Annotated in this window: 21 protein-coding genes and 10 tRNA genes; 9 read left to right on the top strand and 22 right to left on the bottom strand. The window is 47.5% G+C overall.

Annotated features, from left to right (window positions below; translation table 11 throughout):
* Positions 1 to 1,049: 1,049 nt before the first annotated feature.
* Positions 1,050 to 1,343, top strand: coding sequence for a hypothetical protein (locus tag AK963_RS09770; protein ID WP_066015263.1), 294 nt, complete (start codon positions 1,050 to 1,052; stop codon positions 1,341 to 1,343).
* Positions 1,344 to 1,565: 222 nt separating this feature from the next.
* Here the strand turns inward: AK963_RS09770 and adhE are convergent, their stop codons facing one another.
* Entirely contained in the window at positions 1,566 to 4,181 is a 2,616-nt protein-coding gene (adhE, locus tag AK963_RS09765; protein WP_066015262.1) for a bifunctional acetaldehyde-CoA/alcohol dehydrogenase, read from the bottom strand.
* Positions 4,182 to 5,022: 841 nt separating this feature from the next.
* Here adhE and fbaA point away from each other — a divergent pair.
* Positions 5,023 to 6,096, top strand: a complete 1,074-nt coding sequence (fbaA, locus tag AK963_RS09760) for a class II fructose-bisphosphate aldolase (protein WP_066015261.1) — start codon at positions 5,023 to 5,025, stop codon at positions 6,094 to 6,096.
* A 134-nt stretch (positions 6,097 to 6,230) separates the two neighbouring features.
* Complete coding sequence (gene fba / locus AK963_RS09755) at positions 6,231 to 7,295, top strand: class II fructose-bisphosphate aldolase (protein ID WP_066015260.1); 1,065 nt, start codon at positions 6,231 to 6,233, stop codon at positions 7,293 to 7,295.
* A 145-nt stretch (positions 7,296 to 7,440) separates the two neighbouring features.
* Here the strand turns inward: fba and AK963_RS09750 are convergent.
* The 13 genes from AK963_RS09750 to AK963_RS09690 form a co-directional block, all read right to left on the bottom strand.
* A tRNA-Gly gene (locus tag AK963_RS09750) sits at positions 7,441 to 7,516 on the bottom strand.
* Between the two features lie 59 nt (positions 7,517 to 7,575).
* Positions 7,576 to 7,651, bottom strand: a tRNA-Glu gene (locus tag AK963_RS09745).
* A 19-nt stretch (positions 7,652 to 7,670) separates the two neighbouring features.
* Positions 7,671 to 7,746: transfer RNA gene (locus AK963_RS09740), tRNA-Ala, on the bottom strand.
* 54 nt (positions 7,747 to 7,800) lie between these two features.
* Positions 7,801 to 7,876 (bottom strand) — tRNA-Gly (locus AK963_RS09735).
* A gap of 53 nt (positions 7,877 to 7,929) precedes the next feature.
* A tRNA-Glu gene (locus AK963_RS09730) sits at positions 7,930 to 8,005 on the bottom strand.
* A 48-nt stretch (positions 8,006 to 8,053) separates the two neighbouring features.
* Positions 8,054 to 8,141: transfer RNA gene (locus tag AK963_RS33195), tRNA-Gly, on the bottom strand.
* Positions 8,142 to 8,196: 55 nt separating this feature from the next.
* Positions 8,197 to 8,272, bottom strand: a tRNA-Glu gene (locus AK963_RS09725).
* Between the two features lie 181 nt (positions 8,273 to 8,453).
* Positions 8,454 to 8,529, bottom strand: a tRNA-Glu gene (locus AK963_RS09715).
* Between the two features lie 48 nt (positions 8,530 to 8,577).
* Positions 8,578 to 8,653: transfer RNA gene (locus tag AK963_RS09710), tRNA-Gly, on the bottom strand.
* A gap of 7 nt (positions 8,654 to 8,660) precedes the next feature.
* Positions 8,661 to 8,736: transfer RNA gene (locus AK963_RS09705), tRNA-Ala, on the bottom strand.
* 226 nt (positions 8,737 to 8,962) lie between these two features.
* Positions 8,963 to 10,441 carry a glutamate--tRNA ligase gene (gltX, locus tag AK963_RS09700; RefSeq protein ID WP_066015259.1) on the bottom strand — a complete coding sequence of 493 codons (1,479 nt, stop codon included), beginning with the start codon at positions 10,439 to 10,441 and terminating at the stop codon, positions 8,963 to 8,965.
* A gap of 117 nt (positions 10,442 to 10,558) precedes the next feature.
* A complete protein-coding gene (locus AK963_RS09695) occupies positions 10,559 to 11,830 on the bottom strand; it encodes a cation:proton antiporter (protein WP_066015258.1) in 1,272 nt (423 codons plus the stop codon).
* A gap of 120 nt (positions 11,831 to 11,950) precedes the next feature.
* Positions 11,951 to 12,907: a TDT family transporter gene (locus AK963_RS09690; protein ID WP_066015269.1), complete on the bottom strand. Its 957-nt coding sequence runs from the start codon at positions 12,905 to 12,907 to the stop codon at positions 11,951 to 11,953.
* 180 nt (positions 12,908 to 13,087) lie between these two features.
* Between AK963_RS09690 and AK963_RS09685 the strand changes: the two genes are divergently transcribed.
* The 3 genes from AK963_RS09685 (at position 13,088) to AK963_RS09675 (ending at position 15,913) form a co-directional block, all read left to right on the top strand.
* Positions 13,088 to 13,966, top strand: a complete 879-nt coding sequence (locus AK963_RS09685; protein ID WP_066015257.1) for a LysR substrate-binding domain-containing protein — start codon at positions 13,088 to 13,090, stop codon at positions 13,964 to 13,966.
* A 223-nt stretch (positions 13,967 to 14,189) separates the two neighbouring features.
* On the top strand, positions 14,190 to 15,128 hold the full coding sequence (locus tag AK963_RS09680; RefSeq protein ID WP_066015256.1) for a hypothetical protein: 939 nt from the start codon (positions 14,190 to 14,192) through the stop codon (positions 15,126 to 15,128).
* A gap of 407 nt (positions 15,129 to 15,535) precedes the next feature.
* Complete coding sequence (locus AK963_RS09675) at positions 15,536 to 15,913, top strand: RidA family protein (RefSeq protein ID WP_066015255.1); 378 nt, start codon at positions 15,536 to 15,538, stop codon at positions 15,911 to 15,913.
* Positions 15,914 to 15,998: 85 nt separating this feature from the next.
* On the opposite strand, the gene AK963_RS09670 is transcribed toward AK963_RS09675, so the two are convergent.
* From AK963_RS09670 to AK963_RS09640, 8 genes are all read right to left on the bottom strand, one after another.
* Positions 15,999 to 16,547, bottom strand: coding sequence for a DUF2058 domain-containing protein (locus AK963_RS09670; RefSeq protein WP_066015254.1), 549 nt, complete (start codon positions 16,545 to 16,547; stop codon positions 15,999 to 16,001).
* Between the two features lie 177 nt (positions 16,548 to 16,724).
* The gene (locus tag AK963_RS09665) at positions 16,725 to 17,495 is read right to left on the bottom strand and encodes a cytochrome c1 (RefSeq protein ID WP_066015253.1); all 771 of its coding nucleotides are present in this window, start codon (positions 17,493 to 17,495) and stop codon (positions 16,725 to 16,727) included.
* On the bottom strand, positions 17,495 to 18,730 hold the full coding sequence (locus tag AK963_RS09660) for a cytochrome b (protein ID WP_066015252.1): 1,236 nt from the start codon (positions 18,728 to 18,730) through the stop codon (positions 17,495 to 17,497). The genes AK963_RS09665 and AK963_RS09660 overlap by 1 nt, the downstream gene beginning before the upstream one ends.
* Positions 18,730 to 19,323 carry a ubiquinol-cytochrome c reductase iron-sulfur subunit gene (gene petA, locus AK963_RS09655; protein WP_066015251.1) on the bottom strand — a complete coding sequence of 198 codons (594 nt, stop codon included), beginning with the start codon at positions 19,321 to 19,323 and terminating at the stop codon, positions 18,730 to 18,732. Before petA ends, AK963_RS09660 begins: the two co-directional genes overlap by 1 nt.
* A 251-nt stretch (positions 19,324 to 19,574) precedes the next feature.
* Complete coding sequence (locus AK963_RS31925) at positions 19,575 to 19,796, bottom strand: hypothetical protein (RefSeq protein WP_139117334.1); 222 nt, start codon at positions 19,794 to 19,796, stop codon at positions 19,575 to 19,577.
* A 102-nt stretch (positions 19,797 to 19,898) separates the two neighbouring features.
* Positions 19,899 to 20,291 (bottom strand): 30S ribosomal protein S9, encoded by a 393-nt coding sequence (rpsI, locus tag AK963_RS09650; protein WP_066015250.1) that lies wholly within the window; start codon positions 20,289 to 20,291, stop codon positions 19,899 to 19,901.
* Positions 20,292 to 20,303: 12 nt separating this feature from the next.
* Positions 20,304 to 20,732: a 50S ribosomal protein L13 gene (gene rplM / locus AK963_RS09645; protein ID WP_066015249.1), complete on the bottom strand. Its 429-nt coding sequence runs from the start codon at positions 20,730 to 20,732 to the stop codon at positions 20,304 to 20,306.
* 328 nt (positions 20,733 to 21,060) lie between these two features.
* The gene (locus AK963_RS09640; RefSeq protein WP_139117333.1) at positions 21,061 to 22,095 is read right to left on the bottom strand and encodes a hypothetical protein; all 1,035 of its coding nucleotides are present in this window, start codon (positions 22,093 to 22,095) and stop codon (positions 21,061 to 21,063) included.
* A 354-nt stretch (positions 22,096 to 22,449) separates the two neighbouring features.
* Here AK963_RS09640 and rpe point away from each other — a divergent pair, with 354 nt between their 5' ends.
* From rpe to AK963_RS09625, 3 genes are all read left to right on the top strand, one after another.
* The gene (gene rpe, locus AK963_RS09635) at positions 22,450 to 23,127 is read left to right on the top strand and encodes a ribulose-phosphate 3-epimerase (protein WP_066015247.1); all 678 of its coding nucleotides are present in this window, start codon (positions 22,450 to 22,452) and stop codon (positions 23,125 to 23,127) included.
* 3 nt (positions 23,128 to 23,130) lie between these two features.
* Positions 23,131 to 23,829, top strand: coding sequence for a phosphoglycolate phosphatase (locus AK963_RS09630; RefSeq protein WP_066015246.1), 699 nt, complete (start codon positions 23,131 to 23,133; stop codon positions 23,827 to 23,829).
* A 56-nt stretch (positions 23,830 to 23,885) separates the two neighbouring features.
* Positions 23,886 to 24,081 (top strand): hypothetical protein (locus AK963_RS09625; protein ID WP_139117332.1); only part of this gene is annotated, 196 nt, incomplete at its 3' end.

The following is a 24,081-nucleotide window of genomic DNA, read 5'->3' as shown; positions in this document are numbered from 1 at the left end:
TATATTCAAGCGGCAATACTGGTTAGCTGCCGCATTTTGAAACCCACTTCACAGGACTTATATCCCTGAAGCACACAAACTTACAGACAAAGGTTGACTTCTTGGTAGCACGGAGTTACAAATATGCAAAAGAGAACAACACATAACACATAATTTCACACCGCTTCTCATCCGGGATCAACCGATTGTCGAAGCCACTGGTTAGCTTCATACGTCACCAGTGTAATATAGAGTGTGATCGAAAAACCGGAATTCAGCAAAGCCGCCACAGTTTTGATTGATTCCGAGTTTTTTATGTACACTCACCGAACCGCCTTGTGACTTTATCCTAGCCAGCCAATAACATTCGTTGTGAATCGTACATTTGGATCAGCACCTTTACCTATACCGATAATGCGGACTGTAAGCCCGCTAGTCAAGCCTGTTGCAGCCTCACGCCCCTCCTCTTTAAGGCAAGATATCATTTAGCGAAGTTATCAAAAATGAACAACTATAAATGACCACAGAGCTCTAATCACAAGACTTTCAGGAACTGCCCATATGTACAAAAACGACATAACACGTATAAAAATCTCAAAGGATAAGCCCAAAGCATCTCAAAGCCTTTGTAATTCAAGGGTTAATAGCAAAAAAATCAAAAGAACCAAATTCACGCAAGACTATATAGTAATAAGTACACCATCAGTGATTGCAGCTCCGCCCCACCAAAAAACAACACCCAAGCAAACTTATTTACAAGGCAGGAAGTAAGAAATCAGTATATTTCGATACTTTTACCACTAAAAATAAATGTAAATTTTTTGTAATCAACCACTTATTCCTCCACCAAATCTGACCAGTTATTATTAGGATTATTAGATACTTTTATTATTTATAAAGAAAAAGTCTATTCACAAGAGCAAACCAAAAAAACACATACCCAGAGCAGTGACACAACACAATAAATCAACTTTCATATACCCCCCTCATCCTCATATACCCCCCTCATCCTCAACATCAAGTAAACTGGTAAGATCATTCTTCTTACAGCTTATTAATATTGGTCTTTTATGAAACAGTTATTTATTGTCGTGATTCTGATTTTTTCTTCCGCGACAAATGCCGAAATCCTGAACTGTGAGCAAAAACAAACAATTTGTGAAGCCAAGTGCAAAGCATCGAGTCTCGTCAGTGAGCAGGACAGCACTACCTGCAAAGCCCAATGCCTGGGAGAGAGAACAGCCTGTGAGCTCGAACAAAGCAAGAAGTCAGCGGAAAAGCTTGCCGAGCAGGCAAAAGATGCAGGCCAATCCTTTATGGATAAATTGAAAGCCTTCTGGGACGGACTAACAGACAGCATGTAAGAGCTGCATCATAGCCTTTTAATAGCTTATCAGTGCCATGCCCTGCAAAAACAACAGGTAAAAAATCGGCATGAGTTCCAAGCAGATCTTCAGAAGTAAACGGGCTTTCAATTAAGAAGCCACTCAATCTGTCTCATTTCTATTGAGTGTACCTTTACGGAACTGAAAAAATGCCTCTAACCAAAGACTGATTAGAGGCATGCGACATATTTCAGTCGAATATTACTTACCGTAGTAAGCCTTAGCGAGCAGCTCTTCCAGCTCAGAAATCAATGGCAAGCGAGGATTCGCCGTTGTGGTCTGGTCTTCAAACGCATGGTTAGCCAGCATGCTGATTTTACTCTTGAACAGAGACTCATCAACACCAATCTCCTGAAGAGAAGCAGGCATATCCAGTCGCTTCATCAAGTCACGAACCGCACTAGCCAGAGATTTAACCCCCTCTTCCGGAGTTTTGGCAGGCAAGCCCAGCATTTTGGCAATCTCAGCATACTTCTCATGGGCAATGTAGTACTGATATTTCGGGAATGATGCCACCTTGGTTGGATTAGGGCAGCCGTTATACTCAATCACATGTGGCAATAACACCGCATTAGCCTGACCGTGAGAGATATGAAGCTCATTTCCCAGCTTATGAGCGATCGCATGGTTTACCCCCAGGAATGCATTGGCAAAGGCCATACCAGCAATGCAGGAAGCATTATGCATTTTCTCACGAGCTTTCCTGTCAGCCGTTTCATAAGACTGTGGCAGATAATCAAAGACCAGCTGAATGGCTTTCATAGCCAGCGCATCAGTATAATCTGAAGCCATGATGGATACATAAGCTTCTATCGCATGGGTCAGCACATCCAGACCAGTATCTGCAGCCACTTTCTTAGGAACTGTCAGCACCAGATTAGGATCTATAATCGCCACATCCGGAGTCAACTCATAGTCAGCCAGCGGGTACTTGGCACCTTTTTCCTTGTCGGTAATAACGGCGAACGACGTTACCTCAGACCCCGTACCAGACGTGGTTGGAATCGCAACCAGTTTCGCCTTCTTGCCCAGGTGCGGGAATTTATAGACACGCTTGCGGATGTCCAGGAATTTCTGGGCCATACCAGCAAAGTCGGCATCTGGCTGTTCATAGAAAAGCCACATTCCCTTAGCTGCATCAATCGGTGAACCACCGCCCAGAGCAATGATCACATCCGGGTTAAAGCGCGCCATTTCACGGGCACCATTGCGAACTGTTTCCAGGCTTGGATCGGGCTCAACCTGATTGAAAATTTCAACCTGAACCGGTGTAGAGCGCTTTCTCAAGTGGTATAGGATTTTATCAACATAGCCCAGGGACTGAATAACCTCATCGGTAACAATAAATACACGAGAGATGTCCTGCATCTTTTCAAGGTACTGAAGAGAGTTAGCCTCGAAGTAGATCTTTCTGGGAAGTTTAAACCATTGCATATTGACCCGGCGCTTGGCGACACGCTTCACGTTAATCAGGTTAACAGCAGATACGTTGGAAGTTGTACTGTTACCTCCATAGGTACCACACCCCAAGGTCAGGGAAGGCATATTAGTATTGTAAATATCACCAATAGCGCCATGGGTACTTGGTGAGTTGATAATGATACGCCCTGCTTTCATCGCAAGAGAGAACTCATCAATCACCTGGTTATCCTGGGCGTGAAGTACAGCTGAGTGCCCAAGACCACCAAAGTTCAACATTTGGTCCGCCAGCTCAATAGCATGGTGCGCATCTTTAGCCTTAAGCACACCCAGAACTGGAGACAGTTTCTCACGGGACAACGGGAACTCTGGACCTACCCCCTCAATTTCTGCAGCCAGAATACGGGTATTCTCAGGAACCTTGATACCAGCCAGCTCCGCAATATAAGAAGGCTTCATGCCAACAATCTTACTGTTTACATGACCGTCATGAATGACCACTTCAGCCAGCCGTCGGGTTTCCTCTGGCGTGGTAAAGTAAACATTCTGAGATTTCAGCTCGTTGACGACCTCTTTATAAACCGCTTGATGAACAATCGCAGCCTGTTCAGAAGCGCAGATCATGCCGTTGTCGAAACTTTTGGACATGACCAGGTCATTACAGGCCTGCTTGATATCGGCTGACTGGTCAATAATGCAAGGTACGTTACCAGAACCCACACCCAGCGCAGGTTTACCGGAAGAGTATGCTGCTCGAACCATGCCAGAACCACCAGTCGCCAGAATGACGGCAACTTCAGGGTGCGTCATCAGCTTCTGAGTAGCTTCAATGGAGGGGTGTTCCACCCACAGCACACAGTCATCAGGCGCACCGGCTGCAACTGCCGCATCGCGAACAATCCGGGCAGCTTCACTGGAACATTTCTGTGCAGAAGGGTGAAAGGCAAAAATAATAGGGTTACGGGTTTTGGTAGAAATAATAGACTTGAACATGGTGGTGGATGTCGGGTTGGTCACCGGAGTAACCCCACAAACAATACCTACAGGCTCAGCGACCAGCATGAAGTCTTCTTCAGCGTTGTCTTCAATAACGCCAACCGTCTTATCGTACTTGATGGAGTGGTAAACATACTCGGTCGCAAAAATGTTTTTGGTCACCTTATCTTCAAGGATACCACGGCCTGTCTCCTCAACCGCCATTCGGGCCAGCTCCATATGAGCAGCCTGACCAGCCAGAGCCATGGCTTTTGTGACCCTGTCGACATCTTCCTGCGTCAGCTTAAGAAACTTCTCCCTTGCAACCATTGCCCGCTCAATTAATGCATTAATCTGAGCATCAACATCCTGAACAACCGCATCTTTATTTACGGTTTTTTCAGCCTGTTTTTTTCCGGCCATGATTATCGCCCTCTAGTAGTTAACCAAGATAACCTTTAAAAAACTGTCTATAATTCCGAGACTATTCGTTTTGACTCTTCGCTCGAAATAGCAATACTGTTTAATTAGCTGGCAACCATCAGGTGTCCGTCTTCTATTTCAACATCCTCAAGATAGTGCATCCTGAGTATTAATGCCTGACCATTGCCATTTATTGCTAAATTATTTATTTCGATAAATTTGCAGGCATTAGCCACTGAATATTTATCGAATGTCGCAAAACCTTTATTCCACAAAATTCTTTAAACGTATTTATTCTTTAGATTTAGGTATATATCGTTTGCTGTTTTAAGCATTACAACACAAGAAAACCACAAAAAAACTGATTCAAATCAAGAAACCGCTATTGATTTTTTTTGCAAAAAGAGCATCAAAATGTATCAACAGCATTCATACATTGACATGTTTTTTTCTACATTTAATCTCAGGAAAAGCTTATAAAAACGCTATCTTCAATAAAAACCAATAAACTAAAAAAAACTTTTTCAAATTTAGACTATATGAAAAACACAACCACACCGGATAAAAACAGAAACAAACAACAATAAACAACAGTTATAAAATTCCTCCTCCATAGTTTTTTATTCATTAGGAAAAAGGCTTTACCTGTTGTAACCTTTCCGTATCATTAGCAAGAATTTGAAGTGTCTAATCCGGAATTTTTTAGCCTTGGTCATAACTCGACGATTGATTAGGTCTTTCCCATCGCTGGGCTCGGGCTGTTTGAAAAGAAATCCTGACCAGACACGGCATTCAAACTGAAAACACACTGTTAACCCTTGATCGAGGAAGGATCAGCCACATGTCCCAGAAAATCCTGGACCTGGTAAAGCCAGGCGTCGTTACCGGTGATGACGTTCAGAAAATCTTTGAAGCTGCCAAGGCCGGTGAATTTGCACTGCCAGCAGTGAACGTTGTAGGTACCGATTCAATCAACGCTGTTCTGGAAGCTGCGGCCAAAGTCAAGTCTCCAGTTATCATTCAGTTCTCTAACGGTGGTGCTTCCTACTTTTCAGGTAAAGGCCTTAAGACTGACCCTGCTGGCGCTCTGGGCGCCATTGCCGGTGCAAAATATGTTCACGCGGTTGCAGAAGCTTACGGCATCCCTGTACTCCTGCACACTGACCACGCTGCACGCAAGCTGCTGCCATGGATTGACGCCCTCCTGACTGCGGGTGAAGAGTTCTACGAGCAACACGGCAAGCCACTGTTCTCTTCTCACATGATCGACCTCTCCGAAGAGTCTCTGGAAGAAAACATTGCAACCTGCGCCAAATACCTAGAGCGTATGGCCAAGATGGACATGACACTGGAGTTCGAACTGGGCTGTACCGGTGGTGAAGAAGACGGTGTAGACAACTCTCACATGGACAGCTCCATGCTGTACACCCAGCCAGAAGATGTAGCCTACGCTTACGAAATTCTGAGCAAGATCAGCCACCGCTTCACCATCGCCGCCTCTTTCGGTAACGTTCACGGCGTGTACAAGCCAGGCAACGTTCAGCTGACACCAAAGATCCTGGACAACTCCCAGAAATACTGCTCTGAGAAGTTTGGCATTCCAGCCAAGTCTCTGAATTTCGTGTTTCATGGCGGTTCCGGCTCTACCCTGGAAGAGATCCGCGAATCTGTATCCTACGGTGTAGTAAAGATGAACATCGACACCGATACCCAGTGGGCATGCTGGGAAGGCGTTCTGAACTACTACAAGAAGAACGAAGCTTACCTGCAGGGCCAGCTGGGCAACCCTGAAGGTGCCGACAAGCCAAACAAAAAGTTCTACGATCCTCGCGTATGGCTGCGCGCCGGTCAGGAGACCATGATCTCCCGCCTGGAACAGGCTCATCGCGATCTGAACAGTATCGACGTACTGTAATTCAGACCAGACACCGGCTTTCGCCGGTGTCCTCTTCTCCCTCCCTGAAAACAAAATTCAACACAACTTTGCATAGTTGCACAATCAGAGGCAATAATACCCTCTTTCATTCAATTCACTGAACGGAGCGGGTAATGGCCCTGATTAGCCTACGCGAGATGCTGGATCATGCTGCAGAAAATGGATACGGCATCCCGGCATTTAATGTCAATAACCTAGAACAAATGCGCGCCATCATGGAAGCGGCGCATGAAACCAACTCTCCCGTTATCGTTCAAGCCTCTGCCGGGGCAAGAAAATACGCCGGAGCCCCCTTCCTTCGCCACCTCATCCTTGCGGCAACCGAAGAGTTTCCAGATATTCCGGTAGTCATGCATCAAGATCATGGCACCAGCCCGGCAGTATGCCAGCGATCCATCCAGCTTGGTTTTACATCTGTAATGATGGACGGCTCACTAATGGAGGACGGAAAAACCCCCTCCAGCTACGAATACAATATTGAGGTTACCCGTCGAACCGTGGATATGGCGCACGCCTGCGGCGTTTCAGTAGAGGGCGAGCTTGGCTGTCTGGGGTCACTGGAAACAGGGCAGGCAGGTGAAGAAGACGGTGTCGGCGCTGAAGGAACCCTGTCTCACGACCAGTTACTGACCGACCCTGATGAAGCGGCTGACTTTGTAAAAGCTACCGGCGTGGATGCTCTGGCCATTGCCTGCGGCACCAGTCACGGCGCCTACAAATTTACCCGCCCTCCTACGGGAGATATCCTGGCCATTGACCGCATCCGCGCCATTCACAAGCGTATTCCGAATACTCACCTGGTGATGCATGGTTCTTCTTCTGTTCCACAGGACTGGCTAAAGGTGATCAATGACCATGGAGGCTCCATCCCGGAAACCTATGGCGTTCCAGTTGAGCAGATTCAGGAAGGCATTCGAAATGGAGTACGCAAGGTCAACATTGATACCGACCTGCGCCTGGCATCTACCGGCGCCATCCGCAGATTTCTGCAGGAAAATCCATCGGAATTTGATCCTCGGAAGTATCTGAAAGCCTCTACACAAGCTATGAAAGAGATCTGTATTCATCGCTATGAAGCATTTGGTTGTGCTGGCCAGGGAAGCAAAATCCCAACCAGCAGTCTGGAAGCCATGTACCTCCGTTACAACTCTGGAGAGTTAAATCCCAAGATCAGCTAACCTGCCAGCAAAACTCTTCCTGGCCACCCCAGGAAGAGATACCACTAACAAAAGTCATAATAAACAATCAGAAGATATTAAAGAGTGAGGAGGGGTAGAAAATTCAAGACATAAAAAAACCAGTCAAATTGACTGGTTTTTTTATTGGAGCGGGAAACGAGGTTCGAACTCGCGACCTCAACCTTGGCAAGGTTGCGCTCTACCAACTGAGCTATTCCCGCATATTTGAGTCATCAGCTTAAAAAGCTGGACACCACTGTTTACACAACAACTGTAATAGTGGCGTCCCCTAGGGGACTCGAACCCCTGTTACCGCCGTGAAAGGGCGGTGTCCTAGGCCACTAGACGAAGGGGACACATACATCAAACGATGTTTGGTGGAGCTAAGCGGGATCGAACCGCTGACCTCAACACTGCCAGTGTTGCGCTCTCCCAGCTGAGCTATAGCCCCATATCAACCTGCTGCATTATGCCATTTTTTATAACAAATACAACATTTTGAAATTGGAGCGGGAAACGAGGTTCGAACTCGCGACCTCAACCTTGGCAAGGTTGCGCTCTACCAACTGAGCTATTCCCGCAACGAAGATGATTTAAGAGATCTTCATCTCTTGCTCTCTATAAAGAGAATAAGTGGCGTCCCCTAGGGGACTCGAACCCCTGTTACCGCCGTGAAAGGGCGGTGTCCTAGGCCACTAGACGAAGGGGACGCAATCCTTCTGACTTAAATGATATAAAAACCACTTAAGCTCTAGATTTGGAGCGGGAAACGAGGTTCATTCTTGCCACAAGAAAAGTGCAACCTAAACCTTGGTAAGGTGCGCTCTACCAACGAGCCATTCCCGCAATGAAGATGGATTATAAAGGCTCTTCTAGCCTTTCTCTCTATAAAGAGAATAAGTGGCGTCCCCTAGGGGACTCGAACCCCTGTTACCGCCGTGAAAGGGCGGTGTCCTAGGCCACTAGACGAAGGGGACGCAAAGCCTTCTAACTTAAATGATATTACCACCACTTAAGCTCTAGATTTGGAGCGGTAGACGAGGTTCATTCTTATCATAAGAAAGTACGACCTCAACCTTGGCAAGGTTGCGCTCTACCAACTGAGCCATTCCCGCAGCGAAGATGGATTATAAAGGCTCTTCTAACCTTGTAAATAAGTGGCGTCCCCTAGGGGACTCGAACCCCTGTTACCGCCGTGAAAGGGCGGTGTCCTAGGCCACTAGACGAAGGGGACGCAATCCTTCCGACTTAAATGATGTAAAAACCACTTAAGCTCTAGATTTGGAGCGGGAAACGAGGTTCGAACTCGCGACCTCAACCTTGGCAAGGTTGCGCTCTACCAACTGAGCTATTCCCGCAATAAAATGGTGGAGCTAAGCGGGATCGAACCGCTGACCTCAACACTGCCAGTGTTGCGCTCTCCCAGCTGAGCTATAGCCCCAAAACCCTCGCAGCAACAATACTTAATGTATTTAACAACTGCTTTTGCTTTAGCACCTTTCGAAGAACTCTTTGTTTTGCCCCCCGAAACGCAGGGCGAATGATATGGATGCCCCCCTATCCTGTCAAGCGTCGCTTATAAAAATTATGCTCAAATAATAGTGCAGTTATATATGCATCTATAAAAAAGGCCGGTATACAACCGGCCTTAGGGCAAAGAAGCTGAGTTAGAGCGCTGCAAACTCTTTTTCCAGGCGCTTCGCTTCTTTTTTGGAAACCCCCCCCAATACCTCTACAGCATGACGAAGGCGTGCACGTGTCATGTCCGGTCCAAGGATCTCCATGGACTCCATGACAGACCAGGAATTTGGCGTACCAGCAATAGCAACAAAAATTGGATGATTAAAATCCCCCAGCTTGATGTCCATTGCTTTGGAAAGCCCTTTAATTTCAGAGAAAATCTGATCACGCTGCCACTGACGCAGCTGCTCCAGCTTCCAGAGAGTGAACTGCAGCACCTTTTTAACATCACCCGCTTCCAGCTTTTTATGGGCAAAGTCTTCAGACGACAGATCAAGCATACCGGAGAACATAAAGGCAGCTATGGGAGCAAAATCACTCAGTCGCTCAACCCGCTCTTTCGCCATTGGCAGAAACTTCATCAGGTAGTCACGATTCAGTAACCAGTGATGCAGGCGGTCAGCAAACTGCTCTGTGGTCAGATTTTCGCGGATCCAGCTGGCATTCAACCAGGAGAGCTTTTCCTGGTCAAAAATTGGACCACCCAGAGATACCCGCTTGATATCAAAATCCGCCAGCATTTCTTCCAGACTGAATTTCTCCCGCTCGTCCGGCATGGACCAACCCATACGACCAAGGTAGTTCAACAGCGCTTCTGGCAGATAGCCCATATCACGATAGTAAGTAATACAGGTTGGGTTCTTCCGCTTGGACAACTTGCTCTTGTCAGGATTTCTCAGCAATGGCATATGACAAAGCACAGGCATATCCCAGCCAAAGTACTCATACAGCAACTGATGCTTGGGTGCAGAGTTAATCCATTCCTCACCACGAATAACGTGGGTGATTTCCATCAGGTGATCATCAACAACATTGGCCAGGTGATAGGTTGGCATGCCATCGGCTTTCACCAGTACCTGCATATCCACCTGAGACCAGTCAATCTCTATGGTGCCACGCAGCATATCATCCACTTTACAGACGCCACTTTCAGGCACCTTCATTCGAACCACATGAGGTTCACCCGCATTCAGCCGGGCCTGGACTTCATCTTCAGAAAGATGAAGGCAGTGACCATCGTATCCAGGCGTCTGCTTATTGGCCATTTGCTCTGCACGCAGGACATCAAGACGCTCAGATGAACAGAAACAGCGGAAAGCATGTCCTTTGTTCAACAGCACATGAGCGTGCTCAGCATAGATCTCACGACGCTCACTTTGGCGATAAGGACCATGCGGACCACCAACATCAGGACCTTCATCCCAATTCAACCCAAGCCAGCGCAGGGAGTCGAGAATCTGCTGCTCAGATTCTGGCGTACTTCTTGTTTGGTCGGTATCTTCGATACGCAGCAGAAACTGGCCGCCCTGACTCTTGGCAAACGCCAGATTAAACAGAGCAATATAAGCAGTACCGACATGGGGATCGCCGGTAGGGGAAGGTGCAATACGGGTGCGTACAGTCATGAAATTGCTTTCTCAATAAGACCTGAGCCTGAATGGGAGCAGGCTGATAGAATGCCAAAACAGGTATTATAAGGCTGAGACCCAGCAGCACCCAAATATTGATTCAATTGAGTAGAGTCAAGCTTCCTTTTTTATCCCCAGACGGGACATCAACCAGCCAATGGTAGTCCCCTGAATCAGCAGTGAGAAAAGAATAACAGCAAGCGTCATTTCTATGATCATTCGCTTTTCAGGCATGGAGTCCGGAATTGACAGCATCAGGGCAACCGGCACAACGCCTCTCAACCCTCCCCAGAACATCACCTTCATTGAACTGCTGTCCACCTTTCCACTGAGTGGAATCAAATTACTGACTGGCAGCAACAGATATACCACCAGGAAGCGCGCCAGGAGCACAGCCACAATGGCAATGATTAGCGTGGGGTAGAACATGCTGAGATGCTCAATATTCCGAAGCAGGAAGTCTTCACTTAACCCTAACAGCAGGAAAATAAAACTATTGGCAACAAACGCCATAAACTCCCAGTAAGGATCAAGATGGCGCAACGTCATAAAGTCTGCCATGGCCCGACGACCATAGCTGCGAGTGATAATTCCGGCAGCGATAACCGACATCACACCAGAGGTTTCAAAGACATGGTCAGCGATGATAAAGCTGGCAAACGCAAGAATGGTTGTCAGCGCGATGTGAACATAAGGCATGCCCCTTGATAACCGGAGCAATACCAGCATTCCTGCCCCCATGGCCGTACCGACAAAAATCCCGCCAAAGAAAACCCTGAAAAACTCGATAAAGGCCGCAAAAAAAGTACCACCAGACAGCCCGGTTCCCGATTGAATGATCGAGAGCACAATACCAAACATGACAATCGCGGTTGCGTCATTAAACAAGCTCTCTGCATCCATCAGCAGAGACATCCGCTCAGGTGCTTTAACCTCTTTAAAAAGCGCAATGACCGCGACTGGATCCGTTGCCGAAATCAGTGCACCAAACAGCAGCGCACCTGCCAGTGTCAGAGGTGTCAATTCACCCAGAATCACGCCCACAACCAGGGTAGACAGAACCACACCCAGAATTGCCAGCATCAACACAGGCACCAGTTCTTTCAAAAGCGCTGAAAGCTTTATATTGATAGCTGCCTCAAAAACCAGCACTGGCAGCAGAACATACATGATCAGGTCATGCGTCAGGGAAAGACGGAGAATGGGAGCCAGTATTTCACAATACTCAGCCGCTATCCCGAGGGCCATACCGATCACAACCAGCCCAATGGTATAGGGAAAGCGCAGCTTTTTAAGAAGGATCGCTGAAATAGCGGCCAATAAGAAAAGACCACAGAAGATCAGCATGGGGATGGCGAGACCAGCGCCAGAGTGTGTTACCGACATTTCCTGTTCCGTTTATAAATAAATGCCGAAATAGAGAGGGATCATAAGTTCGACATTTCAGGCCATGAGTTCAATTTACCCATGGCCATATTGACCGGTCAGTCCATGTCTCGACATACATCAGGAATGGCGAGGTGAGAAGTAAAACCAGAGATAGCGGAGGGCAACATAAAATACGATCACCGTCGCCACCAAAAGTTCAAAACCGGCCAGATTGTTAATAAGATCACAAACTTTTTGATAGCCCTGTTGATTAAGTATATCCGCCAGCTTAAACAACGCTGTAGCCCCAATCACCATTGGAAATGTGAAAGCGGCATATCCAGGTGAAAACGGCAGGCGCAGCAAACGGACAAACGCAACATAGACCAGACTCGTCATAAAAATAGCCAATGGCAGCAGGACTGCAACCAGTAAGTAATTTGGCTGGTTAGTTATGGACAGATAACCCGCCAGAGAAAGGCTCGCTGGTGCCGCCATAATGGCAAATGTAGGTAGTGCGGCATCAGGAATCGCCTCTCTGAAAATCAGACGATATAACATGACTGGCAGTTTTATGAAGTAGCAGCAAAGCCCAAAAACAAACAGCGTAAAGACCAGCTTTTCATGCCCCATACCCGCGCTGGTAACAGCCGCGACAATAATGCCCACTGGGGGCACAAACCAGCTTGGGACCATATGGTGCAAATGAAAATCAATAAATCTGTGAACCGTAAAACCTATAAATAAAAGGAGATGAGCAACAACCGCCAACAGCCAGAGCCCCTTGGCAAAAACAGGTGCCACCGACAACAAAGATTGCGCAATCACCATACTGGCCATCGCACAGGTTGGCATCACGCTGCTTACAACGGGGTGAGCCAGATCCTCCCGAAACAGGTCAGGATTGCTCAAGAATTTCAGCATAATTGCCAAAACCAGCAAACTGGCTACCAGCGCCGACGACAACTTAAACCACTCGGCAAAGCCTGGCAGTACCAAAGCCCAGACCGCTCCCAGACTGGCAATACCCAACGCCAGGCCTCCCAGCGGAGTCGGCACCTTCCTGAGACGGACACTCAAACCTGTTTTATGCATCTGCAAGCCATCTTCTAACTGACTGACAACGGCCACTTGTACTCATCTCCAGAAAATAGTTGGAATAAAGATATAACCCAACAGAAAATAAGAAAAATCAATCTTATGGATAGTTAGATTAAGTTTTACTTATACTATATAAAATTCAATAAGATAATCAGTGATCCGGGTGGCAATAACGTGCATATAACGTTAAGACAACTGCAAGTATTCAGAGCCATAGCGACTCTTGGTCAGGTTCAACTGGCTGCACGGCAACTGTATCTATCCCAACCAGCAACCAGCATGGCCCTGTCTGAACTGGAAAAGCACTTAAACGGCCAGCTATTTGACCGCACAGGCAATAGACTTATCCTGAACGCAGAAGGAAAGAAGCTACTTCCACTTGCGTGTGAGTTATTGGACCGAAGTGAAGAAATCTCACGATTGTTTAATCACAGCGACCATCACAGCGGTAAATTGACCATTGGAGCCAGCACTACGGTTGGCAACTATCTCTTACCGGAAGAGCTGGCCCGGTTTGAAAATGCCAATCCGGAAATCACCGTAGCACTGGATATCCACAACACCACCACCATCATTGAGAAGCTGGCATCACTGGAGATCGACCTGGCCTGCGTGGAAGGCCCTTGCCAACACCCCGGCATTGAAACCATTCCCTGGAGGGAAGACCATTTGATCCTCTTTTGCAGCAGCGAACATCCACTGGCAAAAAGGAAAACGGTAACCATTGAGAGTCTTGAGCAGACGGAATGGATTTTACGGGAGCCTGGATCCGGAACTCGTATGCTTTTTGAGCTTCATATTGGTCAGCATTTACGACAAAGGCACCTGAAAATGGAGCTCAACCAGACTGAGGCCATCAAAAGCGTAGTGCGCTCCGGCATTGGTATTAGCTGCCTATCTGAACTCTGCATAGCCAAGGAACTTGCTCAGGGTGAGCTAGTACCACTTCCCTTCCCCAAAAAAACCATGAAAAGGCAGTTATGGTTATTACTGAATAAAAAAAAATACCGGAGCGGGCTGGTCAATCTTCTTTTAAAAAGCCTGCAAAACTGACAAACAGTACTATTGTCTGAGAAAAAGTCTGGACACCAGGATGAGCTGTTCTATTTTTCTTATTCATTCAAAGAAAAATCAGCCCAGTGCAAACCTTTAAAATGCCAAAAAGCTCATACCAAAGTGCAAAGAAATGAGCACTTCATTCAAAGAGAAGATACTGCTTCTCAGCATTTTTTCGTATGCATTGACGGGCTGCCTAACCGACAACAGGAACGAACAAATGTCTATCACCGCAGGAGCTGTCATCTCCCACCTTGAGATGACAGTAAAAACCCACCGCTTTGATAATAATTCTGATGAAAAAGACGCAAAAATAAAGGCAGAATTCGGCACCACTCTTGCAAATCTCAAGCAGCATACCGTGTTCTCAGTACCTGGCGAAGACAGCATCAAGCGCTCCGCTTTAGTCACCATGCAACGCATGATTGAAACACTCATTGCCGAACGGGAAGTCATCGGTAAGGCTGAAGCCGGGCAGAACTCACAGTCAGGCATTGCGACCTCAAAGACACCTGACCAACCATCGCCCCTCACGGACACATCTTCTGAAATCACTAAAGCCGACACCGCTTCCAAAGAAACATCTCCGAAGCTTAAAGAAGTTACGATTAAATACTACACAAGGCTACCACCAACCCCTCTGTGCCAGAAGCCAGCAGGACAGCCCTCCGAACTGGCAAGCGCGGATATGCAGCATGATGAAGCACGACTAAAAACAATTACAGACAGAAAAATAACAGTACGGGAACTCGCCAAAAAGGAAGGCAATGTAAATATGCATTTAATCTATCTGAAGGGCGGCCTTCAACCCGCCAAAGATGAAACCGATACAACTCACCGAAGTCAGCAGCAACTTGACGCATTTCAGGAAGAATTAGACCTCCCCGGTAATGCTAACTTAATTAACACCCCTCTTGAGCATGAAGAGATGCATGATGAGATTGTTGGCGCTACATACCTGTTAAAAGACACTGAAGACCAGGAGATATTCTTTGGCCTCAATTCTGCTCAAGCAATTGATGCGGACAAACCAGCCTTACCTTGGAGAGTCTGGCTTGGAAATCCATTAGATCCAGAAATTCAAAGCCGTATTAGCGAGTTAGATCACTACGTAAAAACCGGAGAATACATCAACACCACTGCCACTAAAGCACCGTGATACCACCAATACTACTCGTTGCCGTACTCTGAGATTGTTGTAACGGGTGGGTTCCCCACCAACCGTCATCGCCTCGAAAGTGGGAATTCAGGGTTCGCGGAGGATTCTCCCTTCGCAGAGATGATGATTGGTGAGAGAACTCACTCTTATTGTGACAGCATCGCTCTGCATGGAAATGCATACGCACTCACCACAAATTCAACAACCAGCCCCCACCCTGACAAACCCAAGAAGCAAGAGGTTGCCCTCTGCCCTCACTACCCATATAAGAATTCGGCTAATTTTTACACTCTACTATTAAGTATTTGTACCAAAATATACTGATACATTGACTTTGATCCGATGACAAACACACTACACATCTCTAAAATTTCGCCCCTTTCCCTAAACAAACTGGCTTAATTATCATGGAAAAAGTGATCGAAACCCCTGATGCTCCTCCAGCAATCGGCCCTTACTCTCAGGGTATGCGCTTTGGCAACCTGGTATTCACATCTGGCCAGCTGCCTATTGATCCGGAAACCGGAGAAGTCTCTGAAAACACGAAAGAGCAGGCGCATCAGTGTCTGAAAAACCTGAAAGCCGTATTGGAAGCTGCAGGCAGCGGCATGAACCGGGTGAAAAAAGTCACCGTATTCGTTCGCGATATGGATGAATTCAGCAATATTAATGAAGTCTACAAACAGTACTTCAAAGTCCCCTTCCCTGCTCGCAGCCTGGTTGAAGTTGCCCGTCTGCCAAAAGACGTGAAAGTAGAAATAGAAGCACTGGCTACTGTTGACTAATTCATTAGACAAAGCAGCCTGAAATGGTTCTCCTGCATTCAGTAACATCATGAGAACGCATTATTGAACGGGGGGTTAGCCCCCGTTACCACATCAGGTCATCCGGAATCTGATAATCCGCGTACCAATCCTCTTCTTCCTCAGTCAGATCGCCAGATTTATCATTCTGCATGACAATCGCTTCAGGCTTACGCTCTGCAATCTTACTGGCCACCGGGGCAGGAATAACCAGAAAATCCTCACCCAGAACAGCCAGAGCCAGCAAACCTCTTTCTAACTTGGTCAACTGTTCATCAGTAACATACAGCTTCTTAATTTTGTTTTCATAAACAAACTTATATTCTGCTTCCCCCCCGTCACGGGACAACCTGTTAGTCTCAATCAGCTGACGAACCTGAGCATCCAACGCCTTACGCTGGCGCTCATCCTCAAGCTGTCGATTCCGCTCACGATCTTTCTCAGCTTGAGCCTGCCTTTCTTTCTCAAGCTCAACACGGCGCTTTTCCTGGTCGGTCATGTCACCAGACTTGGCAGCCTGCTTTTTCTTTTTCTTATTACTGGTTTTCGCCTGCAATGCCTGCTGCTTGGTCGCAAGACCAGCCTTCATCAGCTGATCACGAAGTGATTTACTCATAGTCTTAAATACCAGAGGGGGATACAGAAAACTGGAATCTTAGCAATCCCTTCTACTGACAGCCAGAGATGAAACAGAGCAAAGGATTTTTTTAGATCTACAAAGAGCACAAAGCCCACAAAGAAGGATCTTCTTGTGGGCTTTGTAATTCTGAAAGCCGATAACGGCGACTATTGATTAATGAACATCCTTCCAGAATTCGCGCTTGAGCAGATAGGCAAACACAAGGAATACAGCCAGGAACAGGAATACATAAATACCCAGCTGCTTACGCTGCTCTTGCATTGGCTCTGCAGAGTATGCAAGGAAGTTGGTCAAATCATAGGCCATTTGATCGTACTCAGCAGGACTCATACTCCCCTTACGCTCAGGATCAATCGTCAGACCACAGATTTTATCTCCGGTCAGCGGATCACGAGCCGTTGGATCTGTATCACCACAATTGTCGATCTGCACCCCCTGAAGCTCCAGAAGCACATGAGGCATACCCACATCCGGGAAGACCTTGTTGTTTACCCCATAAGGGCGACTAGGGTCTTCATAAAAGGTCCTGAGATAGGTATACAACCAGTCAGGCCCACCTTTAACCCGGGAAACCAGTGTCAGATCCGGGGGGGCAGCACCAAACCACTCCTTCGCCTCTTTGGGATCCATACTGTTGTGCATCAGGTCACCAATTTTGGCCGACTTATCGAACACCAGATTTTCCATCATCAGGTCATGAGGAATCCCCAAGTCATCCGCTACACGCTCATAGCGCTGGAACTGTGTAGCATGACAACCTGCGCAAAAGTTCTGGTAATATTTCGCCCCCCGCTGCAGCGAAGCCTTGTCAGAAGGATCAACATTGGCCTCATCAAGAGGGTATCCCCCACCGGCAGCTGCCGCCAACGATGAAAACAGCACCGAAACCAGAAACAACTTAATGGTCAGTATTATTCTTTTCATTAGCCGGTCACCCTCTCCGGTACAGGTTTAGTCTTCTCCCACCGAGTGTAAAAAGGCATCAACAGGAAGAACGCAAAGTAAATCAGCGTACAAATCTGAGCAATAAGCGTATAAGTCACTGTAGCTGGCTGTGTTCCCAGCCATGTCAGGAGAATGAAGACAAAGGCAAAGATCACGATACTGGTTCTACTGATAATCCCCTTGTAGCGCCAGGATTTAACCGGACTGCGGTCCAGCCATGGCAGAACAAAGAGAATAGCAATCGCACCACCCATGGCGATAACACCACCCAGTTTGGAGTCGATTGGCCCAATATCAAAGGTAATCGCCCGGAGGATGGAGTAGAACGCACCAAAATACCATACTGGCGCAATATGCTCTGGTGTCTTCAGGCCATTAGCCGGTTCAAAGTTGGCATGCTCAAGGAAGAACCCACCCATCTCCGGGAAGAAGAAAATAATTCCACAGAAGACAAACAGGAAGACCACAACACCCACAATGTCTTTAACGGTGTAGTAGGGGTGGAAAGCGATACCATCGAGAGGTACACCATCAGGCCCTTTATTTTTCTTGATTTCAATACCGTCCGGATTATTTGAACCGACTTCATGCAGCGCCAGGATATGCAGAACCACCAGACCAAGAATGACGATTGGCAGCGCAATGACATGCAGCGCAAAGAAGCGGTTCAGCGTGATACCGGAAATCAGGAAGTCACCACGAATCCACTGCTGAAGATCCGGACCAATAACCGGAATGGCACCAAACAGGGAAATAATAACCTGGGCCCCCCAGTAGGACATCTGCCCCCAGGGCAGCAGGTACCCCATAAAGGCCTCACCCATCAGCGCCAGGTAGATTGCCATACCAAAGATCCAGATCAACTCCCGCGGGGCTTTGTAGGACCCATAGAGAAGACCACGAAACATGTGGCAATAAATAACCACAAAGAACATGGATGCACCGGTGGAATGCATATAGCGGATCAACCAGCCATATTCCACATCCCGCATGATGTACTCAACAGAAGCAAAAGCGGCTTCAGCGCTGGGCACATAACTCATGGTCAGCCAGATACCGGTCAGGATCTGGTTGACCAGAACCAGTAGAGCCAAAGAGCCAAAGAAATACCAGAAGTTGAAGTTTTTGGGCGCATAGTATTTGCTGAGATGCTTCTCCCACGCCTGGGTGACGGGAAGTCGGGCATCAACCCAGTCCATTATTTTATTTCCCATCACGCATTCTCCTCATCTTTACCGATAATCAGAATATCATCGCCTTCAAAGGAGTAGGGTGGCACGACCAGATTCGTTGGGGCGGGTACTCCTTTATACACACGACCAGCCAGATCGAACCGCGAACCATGGCAGGGGCAGAAATACCCGCCCTTCCAGTTGGCATCAAACTCCATGGGTTTGACTTCCGGCAGATATTTTGGAGAACACCCAAGGTGGGTACACAAACCGACCAGTACCAGGACATCTTCCGTACGTGAACGGTAAGGATTAGTGGCATACTCAGGCTGTTCTGAGTTTTCTGATTTAGGGTCGCGCAAACGACCATCCTGTGATGGCAGCTCATTAAGCATGTCTTTGGTACGGCGCAGCACAAAGACTGGTTTACCCCGCCATTCATAGACAACCTGCTGACCAGGCTCCAGCTTGCTTAAATTGACTTTGACAGGTGCACCGGCAGCTTTTGCTTTTGCACTCGGGTTCCACGACTTCAGAAAAGGCGTAGCAACCCCTACAGCCCCGGCAGCCCCCACCACCGAAGTCGCTGCCACGAGAAAGCGGCGCCGGCCTTTGTTTACGCCGTTGTCACTCATTAACCTACTCTCCCCATCCGGGCTGAATGCCCAATGACTTCTTTTTGTTCATGGGTGTGATAACTGAGGTCTCCTCAGACCCCCAGCCAGGAACTCAGTAAACTTCCAATCGATTATTAAACCGGCTTTCCGTTTTTGAACCCCAAAACTTTATTATTGGCAGGATGCCGTCTATCACAGTCCGTGCGTCACAAAACCAAACAAAAGACATCAGACATGATAACAGATTTACTTCTGAAACAGGGCTTTTGTTAAGCAGTCTCACAAAAAGAAAGACTCAAAAGCTCTCTCGCAGAACCACCTGCAACCCAAAAGGGCAACCTGACAGCTGTAATCAACCCCCAACAATAAAGCCGCATCGCATTATACTTACCCACATAAGCGGCAGTGCGTAATGATACTGGTTTTAGCGCACAAAAAAAATGCCCATAGAGAAAACAGGGCATACGTTTTTTAACAAATTCTTCAGACATAAAAAAACTTCCCGATACGCTCTCCCGAAAGAGGCATAAAGGGAAGTTTTCCAGCAGTCCAACAACCTGCTGGAGAAACCGGCAGGTTGTCTGAGCACAATATCAGCGCTTGGAGAACTGTGGACGCTTACGAGCTTTACGCAGACCCACTTTCTTACGCTCAACTTCACGAGCGTCACGGGTAACGTAACCAGCTTTACGCAGAGGAGAGCGCAGAGTCTCATCGTACTGCATCAGCGCGCGGGTGATACCGTGACGGATAGCACCTGCCTGACCAGAACCGCCGCCACCAGATACAGTGATCTTGATGTCAAACTTTTCAGTCAGCTCAGTCAGTTCCAATGGTTGACGAACTACCATGCGAGCAGTTTCACGGCCGAAGTATTCATCCAGAGTACGGCCATTGACAGTGATACTGCCAGAACCAGCTCTCAGAAAAACACGTGCGGTTGAGGACTTACGACGTCCAGTTCCGTAGTATTGAGTTACAGACATAACCACCCCTGATTAAATTTCCAGTTGCTGAGGCTGCTGAGCAGCATGTGGGTGCTCGCTTCCGGCATAAACCTTCAGCTTGCTGTACATGGCACGACCCAGAGCATTCTTGGGCAGCATCCCCTTAACAGCCAGTTCGATTACCAGAGCCGGATTGTGTCCGATCAGCTTATCAAAGCTCATGGACTTCAGGCCGCCGATGTAACCGGTGTGGCGGTGGTACATCTTGTCAGTAGACTTACGTCCGGTAACACGTACTTTCTCGGCGTTTACTACAACGATGTAGTCACCAGTGTCCACATGCGGAGTGAACTCTGGCTTATGCTTGCCGCGCAGACGCAAAGCGATTTCTGTTGCCAGACGACCCAGCGTTTTGCCTTCGGCATCAACTACGAACCAGTCACGTTTTACTGTTTCTGGCTTAGCACTAAAAGTTTTCATTAAATTCGCCTCTATGATATCGCTTACGCAATACCTGTTCCTACATGGCCGTTCCCTGCTGGGCAAGAGCCAGGCTAATAGCCCCAGATCAGCAATACCGGCCTGTTCAAAACATTGGGCGCTCAATCGGGAAACGGGAGCGGTATTATACCGTTTGGCAAGAGGAAATAAAGCCCCCTTGCGAGCCAGCCCCCTCTTAAAAACTCAGAACCACCCTAACTGCCTTCTGGGACAGTATACCCAGGGGAATAGCTGACGGAATATTTCTTCCAGCACATTGTTTTACCTAAATAATTTGCAGTTTCTCATCAGCTCTGGAGAGGCATGACTAATGAAGCACCTCCAAATCACTGTCAGCAGCCCTGAGAACTTTTAAAATATGACGCCCCTGAAAATCCGGATTAAACTGAAGCCCCTCCGGAAGCACCCTTCTGGCAAGCATCTCAAGTTCTGAGGACGCAGCACTTGTCCGGACTTCAACAGCCAGCAGGAGGGAGCTCACCAGAAAGCCCACAACACTTCGGCTCCATAAACTCACTCCAAAACCACCGGCAAGGGCTACGTAAGTGACAACCAAAGACATTCTATTTACAAATCCGTTTTTCTGATCCCCGTGATACCCCGTCACCATTCTCACCGGTGGTTGCGTTCTGTCATTATCTGCAAAGCTGAACCCGACACCTTCTGTGAGACCATTTATACTGAAAGGCCCCCCAAGATCCAGAAAGAGTTCATTATCCTTGGGAAAATTGTAATATCGATAGCCATATAGGCCACCACGCCCGGCCCCACTGATATACAGTGACCTAAAATCCATCCACTCCAGGCTCATAATATAAAGATTTCTTTCAGGGGACAGCATCAAATCAAGGGCCGACTGATGCGTTGCAAGGATTAAAAAAAGTAACAAAGGGTTTTTCTGCAAAGGGGCAGGCATTGTCCTTGAATCAATTCTTTTTACAAACCGCTTCATCTTACTTTCCGTTGTAAACAACACCTTGTAACCAGAAACCGCTGAAGCAGACTCAGTCATTATTTCCTCAAAGTCCACCTGTAACGACTGCCCGGTTCTTTTAAGGTAAGAAAGATAATTAACATAACCAAAAACCCCGTCTTCAACTTCCTCCATTTCATCAACTTCTTCCGCCTCTGATGGGACTGAAACCATTATTCGACAGGACTCGGCAACCCCCATCAGACAACCCTCTGTATATTTCAAACTTCCTTGAACGCCGTATATATCCCTCAATTCCAAAGAGCCAGCATAGTCTGAAACAACAACCTCAGCAGGCAGATCATGAATACTTGCGATTGCCGGGCCAGTGATAGCAAGTGCGATACAACCACGCAAACACCACCCCACTCCCCACACCAAAGCTCTTGAGAAGAACAAAAACATCGTCTTAATTTCTATCACAAGCCTCACCAACCAGAAACAATGCTGCCAATCAAATGAAAACCAATATAAGGAATTCAGCTCTCGATTATAGACACGCACAAAGCTCAAAACTCACCAGCAGAAATTGAAAAAACATTCAAAAAATATGATTAAAACCAAACAATCAAGACACGAATCTTTACTATTCAACCGGTATGTTTTTTTGCCTGAAACGACCAGTTCGACTCTGCAATCTGTCATGATGCCAGCTGCACCTGACAGAGCTCTGACAACCAGTTACAATCGCAAAAAATCATACACCGGCAGATCAGGAACACCATGCGCGACTTTATTATTGCCCCGAGTATCCTTTCCGCAGATTTTGCCCGTCTGGGCGAAGAGGTCGATAATGTTTTGGCCGCTGGAGCGGATTGGGTTCACTTTGATGTTATGGACAACCATTACGTCCCCAACCTTACTCTAGGCCCTATGGTATGCAAGGCCCTGAGAAAACATGGCGTTACCGCCCCCATCGACGTTCATCTGATGGTCAGTCCTGTGGATCGTATAATCGGTGATTTTATTGAAGCGGGTGCCAGTATGATTACATTCCACCCGGAAGCATCTGAGCATATTGATCGCAGCTTACAACTTATTCGCGAAGGTGGCTGCCAGGCTGGACTGGTGCTCAACCCTGCCACATCTCCCGATGTACTAGAGTACGTGATGGACAAACTGGATATGATCCTGTTGATGTCAGTAAACCCTGGCTTTGGCGGTCAGAAGTTCATCCCCTCCACACTGAAAAAACTCTGCAGGGTTCGCAAGCTGATTGATGATAGCGGGCTGAATATCCGCCTTCAGGTCGATGGTGGTGTTTCAGCCAGCAATATCCGCCAGATTGCCGAGGCAGGTGCTGATACTTTTGTTGCCGGTTCTGCGATCTTTGGTGCTGACAACTACCAGGATGTCGTAACTCAAATGCGTTCCGAACTAGCTGAGGTAGTGGCTATATAAACCATGAAAACATCACTCACCAAGGGCCATCCATTTCTGAACAACCTATCCCTGGTAATGTACGACCTGGATGGCACACTGGTTGAAAGCGTACCTGACCTGGCCGCCGCACTGGACAAGATGCTACTCGATATGGGAATGCCTGCAGCCGGTGAATCCAAAACCCGCTTATGGGTTGGCAACGGCATACCTTCACTGGTTAAACGCGCGCTGGCTGATGATATGCTCGGAGATAAACCCGGCCAGGTGGATTCCTCTCTGTTTGAAACAGCCCACGAGCGCTTCAAGTCCCATTACAGCGAAGAACTCGGGCACCACAGCTACCTGTACCCTGGTGTGTCTGACTTTCTTGAGGCGATGAAGGGGCGCGGCATTAAACAGGTCGTCATTACCAACAAAAGTGAGCAGTTCACTGACCGCCTGCTGCAGTTGATGGGTATTCACCACTACTTTGATTTGACCATCGGGGGTGACAGCCTGACTGAAAAGAAGCCCCACCCCATGCCTTTGCTACACGCCATGCATAGGTTTGATATTCCATCGGACGAGTCCCTGATGATCGGAGACTCTGTTAATGACATTCATGCCGCTAGGGCTGCTGGTGTCCGTGTGGTTGGCCTTCCCTATGGGTATAACCATGGTGAACCTATTGAGCAGGCCAACCCGGACCTTGTAATCCCCAGTTTGAGCGGACTTCTTTAGCTCTGTGATTTCCCGTCTACACTCCATGCTTCATTCTTGAAGCATGGTGTATTCACATGTCCAGCCAATACATTCTTGACCAGGGAATAGCTGGCGCTAACCGACTTGAGCTGCTGGCAGAACTCATACCAATCGCATTTTCTAAATCCTTAAGCTGCCGCCAACTATGCTTAGGCATCATTACCATGCATTATCTAGAACAGATGTCTCGTCGACCACAGCTACCCGAAGGTTTTAATGATGTTGATTTTC

The sequence above is a fragment of the Endozoicomonas atrinae genome (assembly GCF_001647025.1).
Classification (GTDB): Bacteria; Pseudomonadota; Gammaproteobacteria; order Pseudomonadales; family Endozoicomonadaceae; genus Endozoicomonas; species Endozoicomonas atrinae.
The sequence above is the reverse complement of the archived record's forward strand: the minus strand, read 5'-3'. Positions and strand labels throughout refer to the sequence as shown.